General features: G+C 39.6%; 9 protein-coding genes. 4 read left to right on the plus strand and 5 right to left on the minus strand.

The window, feature by feature from the left end; all coding sequences use genetic code 11:
- Positions 1-14: 14 nt before the first annotated feature.
- Entirely contained in the window at positions 15-3,512 is a 3,498-nt protein-coding gene (locus HWQ38_RS13535) for a RecQ family ATP-dependent DNA helicase (RefSeq protein WP_292794249.1), read from the minus strand.
- A 301-nt stretch (positions 3,513-3,813) separates the two neighbouring features.
- Here HWQ38_RS13535 and HWQ38_RS13540 point away from each other — a divergent pair, with 301 nt between their 5' ends.
- Positions 3,814-3,981, plus strand: a complete 168-nt coding sequence (locus HWQ38_RS13540; protein ID WP_292794251.1) for a hypothetical protein — start codon at positions 3,814-3,816, stop codon at positions 3,979-3,981.
- A 345-nt stretch (positions 3,982-4,326) separates the two neighbouring features.
- Here the strand turns inward: HWQ38_RS13540 and HWQ38_RS13545 are convergent, their stop codons facing one another.
- The 4 genes from HWQ38_RS13545 to HWQ38_RS13560 all read right to left on the minus strand — a co-directional run bounded on the left by HWQ38_RS13545 (position 4,327) and on the right by HWQ38_RS13560 (position 7,069).
- Positions 4,327-5,118: a cold-shock protein gene (locus HWQ38_RS13545; protein WP_292794253.1), complete on the minus strand. Its 792-nt coding sequence runs from the start codon at positions 5,116-5,118 to the stop codon at positions 4,327-4,329.
- Between the two features lie 521 nt (positions 5,119-5,639).
- Positions 5,640-5,879, minus strand: coding sequence for a hypothetical protein (locus HWQ38_RS13550; RefSeq protein WP_292794255.1), 240 nt, complete (start codon positions 5,877-5,879; stop codon positions 5,640-5,642).
- On the minus strand, positions 5,872-6,570 hold the full coding sequence (locus tag HWQ38_RS13555; protein WP_292794257.1) for a hypothetical protein: 699 nt from the start codon (positions 6,568-6,570) through the stop codon (positions 5,872-5,874). The genes HWQ38_RS13550 and HWQ38_RS13555 overlap by 8 nt, the downstream gene beginning before the upstream one ends.
- Entirely contained in the window at positions 6,557-7,069 is a 513-nt protein-coding gene (locus HWQ38_RS13560; RefSeq protein WP_292794259.1) for an ATP-binding domain-containing protein, read from the minus strand. Before HWQ38_RS13560 ends, HWQ38_RS13555 begins: the two co-directional genes overlap by 14 nt.
- On the opposite strand from HWQ38_RS13560, the gene brxE reads away from it, so the two are divergent.
- The 3 genes from brxE to HWQ38_RS13575 all read left to right on the plus strand — a co-directional run.
- Positions 7,058-7,597, plus strand: a complete 540-nt coding sequence (gene brxE, locus HWQ38_RS13565) for a BREX-6 system BrxE protein (protein WP_292794261.1) — start codon at positions 7,058-7,060, stop codon at positions 7,595-7,597. The two genes, HWQ38_RS13560 and brxE, sit on opposite strands and share 12 nt — an antisense overlap.
- A 5-nt stretch (positions 7,598-7,602) precedes the next feature.
- Positions 7,603-8,457 (plus strand): hypothetical protein, encoded by an 855-nt coding sequence (locus tag HWQ38_RS13570; protein WP_292794263.1) that lies wholly within the window; start codon positions 7,603-7,605, stop codon positions 8,455-8,457.
- Positions 8,454-8,929: hypothetical protein (locus HWQ38_RS13575; RefSeq protein WP_292794265.1), on the plus strand; the 476-nt coding region annotated here is incomplete at its 3' end. The genes HWQ38_RS13570 and HWQ38_RS13575, both read left to right, overlap by 4 nt.

Consider the following 8,929-nt stretch of genomic DNA (forward strand, 5'->3'; position numbering starts at 1 on the left):
GTTAAATTGGTATATCAACTATTAGTTAAGCATAGCAAGTACTGAAGAACCAAATTTATTGTCTGGGTTCCTCTGTATTCACCTACCGTCCGTCCCAAAAGTGATAAGGCTAAACCGTGGAAAGTAAAGACCCGAATTCGTGATGCTTGTTCGCCAATCAGATTACGCAACCGCAACCGTAATTCTCTAACTGCATTACGGTTGTAAGCTAAAACAAGAATACGCTTTGGGTCAACTCGCTTAACCTTTACAAGATAAGCAATCCGGTGAACAATAGTTCTTGTTTTACCAGAACCAGGGCCTGCTATTACTGCTATTGCTGGGTCTGAAGCTAAAACAATTTCTTTTTGAGCAGGGTTAAGCGGTTCTAGAATACGGTTGTAATCTTCTGGAAGAATCGGTCTGGTAATCTCTTGTGCCAAAAATTGGTACTTTGAAACGAATTCTTCTTGATTTGTGCCAAAGTAATCACGAACAAATTGCTGACGCTGTTCATCTAACTTTAACTGACCATACTTCACCATGTAATGAGTGCGACGAGTTTGTTCATCATAGTGAGCTTCAACTTCAGGGTAACGACGTTTTACTGTGGAAACACTTGCGTTTTTTATTACACGGACTTTCAGCGACTGTTGAAAGAGATTCAGCCCATCACTTAATCGAATGATTTTTCTCTGGTGCAGCCACAAAAGAATAACTTCTAACTCTTTATTATCCCAATCAAGTTGAGCTTTTTGGATAACTTTATGAGCAAGTTTTCCTAATTCGTACTTCAGAGGCAACCTTGCCCCGGTTTTATCTTCTAAAGCTTGATATAAAACTTCTAATACAGTAGTTGTTAAAACTTTATGCTCAGGTAAGTGTTCTGCAACTTCCATATCTCGCAATCTAACCACATCAGAAGCGATACGGTTTAACTTTACCCACTTTTGAGCAACCCATCCTTCTAAAATATCTATGATATTGGATGCTTTAATTTTTTTACTGTTGTCTGGGTCTAGTCGAGAAGCAAGCCCACGCAAATTTATTTGTATTTCATTTTCATTACCAAACAACTCATTAAGCACTTTGAGCAATTGGTCTTCTAACTGGCGAATGCGTTCGTGATTATTACGGGCATCTCCTTTTACACCCTTTGTAATCACAAGTGTAATGGGTATTTCAAAAGAACAGACTTCAGCCTTTTGCAGTTCACGGATTCTGGGAGTCAGGTCATGTAAGCTAATTCCAGCTTCATCACTGAGACGGTCGAGGGGAAACGGTTGATCATTGCTATTACAATAAGCTTTCGCAATGTGCATTGCTTGAATCAGCCGCTCAAAGTTGTCTGCTTCAAACCGGGATAAATCCTTCATCCGGCTGTATTCCTCAAACTGCTCTATAGACTCAGCAAAGGTATTATGGCTTAGTTCAAATTCGATAAAGCTTGAAAAATTCTCGGCTCGTTCTAATAAACCAAATTTTTCTAAGTAATTCAATCCTGCTTTTATTTTAGTATTTTGCTGCTCTGATTCTTCACCAAACTCTTCATCAAAGTCACCTTCTTCAAAAATTTCATTGGTTGTCACCCAAAACCAATCATCTCTAGCACTGCCAAAAGTGCGATCGCGGATATGTCTGGTCGAGATCAAGACATTTTTTAAATCTTGTTCGCTCAGTTGGTTCAAACTTTGCAAGCGAAAAACTGTATCAGCATCCTTTGGGTCAAACAATAGAGTACAAACTGCTGGCTCTCCATCACGTCCTGCCCGTCCAGCCTCTTGGATGTAACCTTCTAAATTAGCGCTCATGCAATGGTGAATAACAGAGCGTACATCTTTACGGTTGATGCCCATACCAAAAGCACAAGTTGCAGTAATTACATTCAATTTACCTGATTTGAAGTCTTGCAAAACTTGTTGTTTTTCTTCTTTTGCAAGTTTCCCATGATAATATTTCGCTTCAATGTGACTTTGTTTAAGAATTTCTGCTAGCTTTTGGGCATTTTTGCGTGTAGTAGTATAAATCAGGGTACTACCACCTAGTTTAAGAGCTTCTTTTACTTGATTCAACAAAACTTGCTCTTTATTCCCTGCTACTGGAATCACATTAAAAGTTAGATTATCTCTTGTTGTTACCCCATCAATTGTACGATTAATATTTAGTTCGTGTTGGGCAAATAGCTCTTTAATATCTTTAACAACAGCAACTGTTGCTGTTGCTGTCATCAAAGCTAGCAAAGGCATTGCAAGCTGCCGCTCTTGATATAATTCACTAATAAATTTCGGGATGTAACGGTAATCTGGACGAAAATCGTGGCCCCATTGGCTAACACAGTGAGCCTCATCAATCACCCAAAGAACCGGAGGGCGCTGTTCTAACAATGCCCGAATACTCATTGACCGTAATTGCTCAGGACTGATGTATAGCAAACCTTTGGAACCAGAACGCAGTTCTGATAATCGCTGACGACGTTCTGCGGGTGAGAGATTGCCGTTAATAAAAGTGGCAAAGAAAAACCCAGCTTGTTCTAAATCTGCCACCTGATCTGCCATTAGTGCTTGTAGCGGTGAAATGACAACAGTCAGCGCTTTGTGCCTTTCGTGGAACATGAAAGCTGGCAGTTGATAGCATAAGGACTTGCCACCGCCAGTAGGCATGAGAACAAGCGGACGCTCATTATTAATAATTGCTTGCACAGCTTCTGACTGTAAAGGTCGAAAACTGGGGATTTCAAAATATTCCAAGTAAGAGCTGATAGCGAATTCATCTGTACTTAAAGGGCGCAAATTCTCAAGTACAGCTTGAAAACCATTTAAATGTCTGAGCCAATCACAAAAAACCTGCTTCGATTCATTGACATTGCACTCATAGTTCCAAGCCAGTAATCCCGCTAGGCATAATCTTGTATCAAAATCATAAGTTTGTGGACTAGACCATACCTGCTGCAAATAGAATTGATTTATTCCCTTCAGCATTGTCTCTGGCAGCATTTCTATAGCGGGTTGTTCAATCTTCAAACCAAGGTTATCACTGAAAAATTGTTGATATGCAAGGTCTGCATCTTCGCAACTACAAGTAAGGAGCCAAATATATACCTGTTGTACTTCAGCAGGCTTTTTAAATAATGCTTCTAATTGTTGACCAAGTAATAATCGAGTTGCCTGTGCGTCTTCTAGAGGATTATTACTTGAATATTCACTTTGCTTATAGTCTTTATTTAGCTTATGCGAATGCTGTAGGGGAAAAGCGAGTATTGATAGTTCTAAAGTGTCAATTATATGCCAAGAAGATAATTGCGGTTCTTGCTCAATCAGATAAGGGTAATCAAAGCGGCGGAAGTTGTGACCGCATACTGCTAAATTACTATTCTTCAGCTTCCTAATTTCTTCGTAAGCTTGATTTAGATTCTCTTGATAAAAATCTTTTGTTAAATTCAGAGATACCAATCCTATGCGGTATATATTATTTTCACTATTAATTTCTAAGTCTAAATAAGCATAAAATAAGTCAATATCTGATAAATCTTGCATGAGAATCCCTGATTAGATTGCTTGATCGCTATCTCATTTCTAAAAAATTACTAACTCAACTTACCCTGACTTTGTTCAAAGATTTATAGCAACAAGTACTTATTTGTCAATAAATAGTACAAGAATACTATTTATTCAACTCATGTATGCGTTGCAACTTCTATTGTGTAATTTGTAGCGTTTGGCTGATGAATTACAATCAAAGTCTTCAAAACAGGGTCTTGCTTTCAGTTTTCCCTGAGCAGTAGCTTTTCTAACACAAAAGCTCCCAAACCGAATCTTCACGCTAGATTTCCTACCAATGCCACACATTAACAGGACTTTTGGCAATACTCGTAAGAATCGATTGGGGAGGCGATGGACTAAGTTTATCGATTTTTGTAGTTTGGCGTTGCTCAAATCCTTTGCCAGGAATGGTAGTAGGTTTGTGCGATTGGATATGGGGATTTTAGCAGGGTTAGGAATTTGAGGGGTGAAGGGAGAGCGATCGCTCTTGGGTTTTCCTCTGTACGAAACCCTACTCGCGTTCGCTTGAAAAAGTTGAAGTTACGAACCACGTTCAGAGGTTTTGGCAATTTGGCATAACAAATCTTTTGAATTACTGTTTAAATGAGATATCAACAAAACAGACACAAGTCGCCAGTTGTTGACCCAATGCTATAGAATAACTCAGCAGCCAATTCACAGTATTCGGTCATCGCTTCTCTACGAGACGCTGCGCGAACACCACAACTGGCTAGAAATCCACTAGAAAATAAATAGTAAATCTGCTCCTGGCGTACTCGCCCACCGTAGGCGATCGCTTTTACATTTTTTAATAAACATCTTTAAATGGTATAAATACTCCTGGCTCTGCATAACTCCCCTGGTTACCCAACCTGAGTTCCTCACAAATGATTTTATAAATTCGTGGAGGGAATCCCCCATGAAAATCCCATTCTCTATCTGCGTTTCGCATTCTCAAAATACCTGAAATATATTGATACTTGTAACCAAGTTGATGTTTTACAATATATACCGAGAGTTGATTACTACGTGTAAAATTTAAAGGACGCATCTCTGTTAATAGTTGATGCAACTCATCAGCTTCCGGTTTTTTTAAACCATAGTCCTTGGCTATTCTTCCAATTTCATTTTGTCGTAGAGCTTCTACCTCCCTGCGTAGCTCCTCCTCTGCCTCTCTAAGTTGAGTCTCTAAGTTATGTCGCTCAACACTTAGTTCATGCCTGCGATCAACTCCAACCAACTCTATCGTTACAAGGTCAAGCCAACTCTGTTTTGGAGAGTCTACATTTTTCCAAATACTCTCTACTTTTTGGATGAAACCACATAATTCATGTGTGTAGCTTTGAGGAATATTTTCTGTGCCTAACCAAAGCTGACTAACTTGTTCTCCTTTTTCATTTGTTTCAATTTCATACCAGAAATTGGCTGCTTCAAAAGCAACTTCGCTATTGTCCAATCTTTGGGCTAATTCAAGATGTATTTTCTTAATTTTTTTTATATGGAAGAAAACTTTTCCATTAGGATTAGAAAAAGTACGACCGACAAACCCAAATCCTCTATCAGCATTGTAGTTTTTAATATTACCGAATTCTATCGTCATAAAACTAAGCCATGCTCCTAAACTTAATTGATAAATTAAAAATCTAAATTTAGATGTGGCGATCGCCTACGGTATACCAAAGCCCATCACTCGATTCCACCATTACTTGATTTCCTCCAAGAATCGGTTGCTAAGTCCTCAATTCATGAACACGCTGTCATTCTTCCAGTGAAACCTTGTAGTTAGGGCCGTTTGGTACACGAACTATTAAATGCTGTAGTATAGGGTCTTGTTTTAAGTTTTCCCTCAGCAGAGGCTTTTCTAACAACTTGGCAGTAAATCGAATCTTGGCACAAAGTTTAACACCAACACGGCTGGTATCAATCTAGTAGCAAATTTCAGACAGACTAGTGATAATCTTGGGAGGTTCAATAATCTCTGCGTTAGCGTTAGCGTTAGCGCAGCATCTCCATTAGGAGATGCTCCTGCCAAAGAGAGGCTCGCATATCTCCCTGCTTGATCTCCAAATTTCTAAATGAGTTGAAACATGGTATTTAACTGGATAACACTTCTAGGTCTGGCTAAATAGGTATATTCAAATGCTCACATATACCGTACTCTGGCTTTTTATCTGACTTAATTAAAGCAGCAAGTTTTTCTAAATTACTTTCTCTAAAGCTTCTCCTAGCTTCCAGTTCTGATAGAATAAAGTCAACTGTTTCCTCAGATATATCTTGCTTTATGGAATAAAAAATAGTTTTACTAGGTGCATTAACTAATTTTAATGCTCCTCGAGTGTACCAATCAAAAAGATTAGTCATAAGGTTTGCAATCAGTTAAAAAATACAAACCATATATATCACGGCGGCTTCTAATAGGAAAAATTCCTGGATTCGTATAATATAATATATTTGAGTTAATTCCCATACTTATTACACCGAAAATAGTGCATTCTTCACCTTGTACGTAATTGAAGTTAAAATCTTCCAATGAATTAAAGTTTGCATATTCTTTCAAATCACAGTTTTGCTTATACTCATCAGCAAACCCAATTAAATTGTAAAATATATTTAATAGATCGGAAGATGCTGTTTCTGTGAAGAGATATTGCCAATTAACCATTTCTGAGCGTCTAGAGTTAACACAACGATTGATGATAGGACATTCTTTTTTTAGAGATGGTTTGAATGAATTTGGATCATCATAAAATTCTTCTAATGATTCATAATCAAAAAAATTACAGTATTTAACTCTTTCTCTATCAAACTCTGCTATTGCATTTACAAAAAGGCTTTTAACACCGCTAACTTGCTGTTTATTGCGAGATGTTGCTGAAATCTTTACTGAGAAAACACTTCCTAACTGCTCCGCATAACTAGCTGTATCGTCCCTCATTGTTTGAAAATATTTATAAAAATTAGTTTCAATATCTTGAAATACTGATGCTATATGTTTATCTTCTCCAATATGTGACAAATCATTGTTAGACTTTTCTAAATTAGATATAAGCATGGGTCGCTCCTTTGTTCCAATCTGCATTTAATAACATTGCTAGTGCTTTATCGCCAGATAAAGCTTTTTCGGATTTACTCAGGTATTGAGTAGCGATACCTAAAGCTACGGGCGTTGAGTTTTCTAGTAGGATATGAAGCTCGTGTACTGCTCTTGAGCATCCGACATAAATTCTTCGTCTCCACTCAGCTTTTGCAAACTGTTGTGGATAAACATCCACAAGAATTAAGGCTTTAGCTTCTAAACCTTTGAATTTACGAACAGTAGTAAAGGTAATTTTGCCTTCTTCAAAGTCTTCTGATAGTTGACCAAGCTTAAGCTGTTCAATATTTTGAAGTACAGACTTTTCTATAGTTTCCATCGACAGAATTGCAATTTCATGGGGTTTTAGCCCTCCCTCATGAAAAGTCTTGATCAGTGCTTTAACGTGGGACTTAACTTCTGTCTCGTCTTTACAGGCATACAGTTTAGGTTTAGGGCCTATATTTTGGCACTTCAAATAATAGTCGCTTGGGCTGGAGAAGGAGTTTGTGACCCCAAGCGTCTCGACTGGTGGCGTACAGACTTAATTGATGAAAATGGTGGTGGTGACTTATTTGGGCGGCTCTTTCCCAAGACGCATCAGTGGGCATCCTTGCAAGCAGTACGACAGGCAGCAATCCAGCAAGATCGGCGTAAGCGCTTAGATATGGCGAAGCCTGATGCTGTAAGAACGCTGTTTTTTTGGGGGTTTACCGTTGATGAGCAGTTGACAGAACGACTGGCTTTCCACAAGCAGAACGGGGTCAAATCGGTAGATGTTTTACCTTTATCTCTGGATATCTATCAGCCTTTTTCTGCGGCTGACTTCGAGGAAGCCATCAGTATTCCGCACCAAAAGGTGGATTTTAAAGTGGTTCCTAGTGGACGGGAAATTTTTAGTGAAATGCTCAAGGCATTAGACGAATGTGCTAGGAAGCTAGCGTTTGCACTTTTGCCAATTGTAGAGAGCTACCCCATGCCGTTTTACCGTTTGGAGGAGCGCTAAATTCGATGGCTACTAAAGTAATTCAGCGGCAACTCCTCCATCCGGTAGCAGTCCAATCTATGTTGTTTCATGGCAAAGAAGTCAGTCAATTCCATACCAGATTGCTACGTACATCTTTAGTGCTAGAAGAAAGCCGCGCCTACTGGGAACACTTCAGGATAGATATACCTAGAGAACAACGGGCAGTTGTTGCTTTTGAAGAACGTTGGTTTGGTAGTAAAAGCATGGCGCGTGTTCGCAGCCTGCTATTAGAATTCAGCCATCGCTTTGAAGCCTATCCAATGTCGTTAGCAGTTCTTAAACATTGGCGACCTAACGATCCCACAACTCGCCAAAATATCTGCCACTGGCATATGCAACTGAGCGATCCCATTTATCGCAATTTTACTGGTGTTTTTTTAGAACAGCGCCGTCTACAACCCAATTCTGGCATTGACCGAGACATAGTGGCACGTTGGGTAACTCAGCAGCTGGAAAGTGAGTGGTCTGCTGCAACAACCTTTCGCATGGCGACTGGCTTGATAGCCGCTTCTGCTGCTGCGGGACTTTGCTCGGAAAACTCAGGGATGCGTAGCCTCAAATATCCCAAGGTGACTGATGAAGCTCTAGCTTACTGGCTGTATTTTTTACGTGATTTATATTTTGAAGGTTCACTTCTCAGTAATCCTTATTTCAACTCTGTTGGCCTATTTGACAGCTTTTTAGAACAGAGGTTGAGCCGTCTACCAGGGTTATCATTTACCCGCATGGGTGATCTTTATGATTTTGGCTGGCATTATGTTGACCTGAAATCTTGGGCGATGCAAATCCTCTCTGCAAGAGACTACGCCAATGAAGCGAAGTGGGAGGAACAAGCATGATTGGATCTTTGCTTGACCTTCAAATGTCTGCGGTGCAGGCACTACGCAGCGACTTGCTCGATGAAGGTGGCCCCAAAATTAGCACAATGCGGAACTACCGATTTGCCATTCTACTTTATGATCCCCGTGAAGAATTTAAACTTCGCGCTCAAATCCGGGTACTAACAGATGACCTGAAGGGACAAGGTTGGAATGTGCTAGCAATCTCTCTTCAGCGCTTGTTTTTAGACAGACTCAAGCGAGAAGAACCAAGGGTTTTAGAAAGTATTATTCGCACAGAGCATCGTCTCTATGCCAAAGACCCAAACCGGGCGCTGAATCATTTAAAAGACAAAATTGCACTTTACATTGAAGGGGCTGAGGGGATTGCCAAAGATGTTATTGCCTTAATCGATGATTTTTCAGATAAACACCCAGGAGCTAGAACTGAAGCTAGAACTGGATGGGAAATGGCAGGAGTTTTTAATCTGTG

The organism is Nostoc sp. NMS7 (genome assembly GCF_017115085.1).
Classification (GTDB): domain Bacteria; phylum Cyanobacteriota; class Cyanobacteriia; order Cyanobacteriales; family Nostocaceae; genus Nostoc.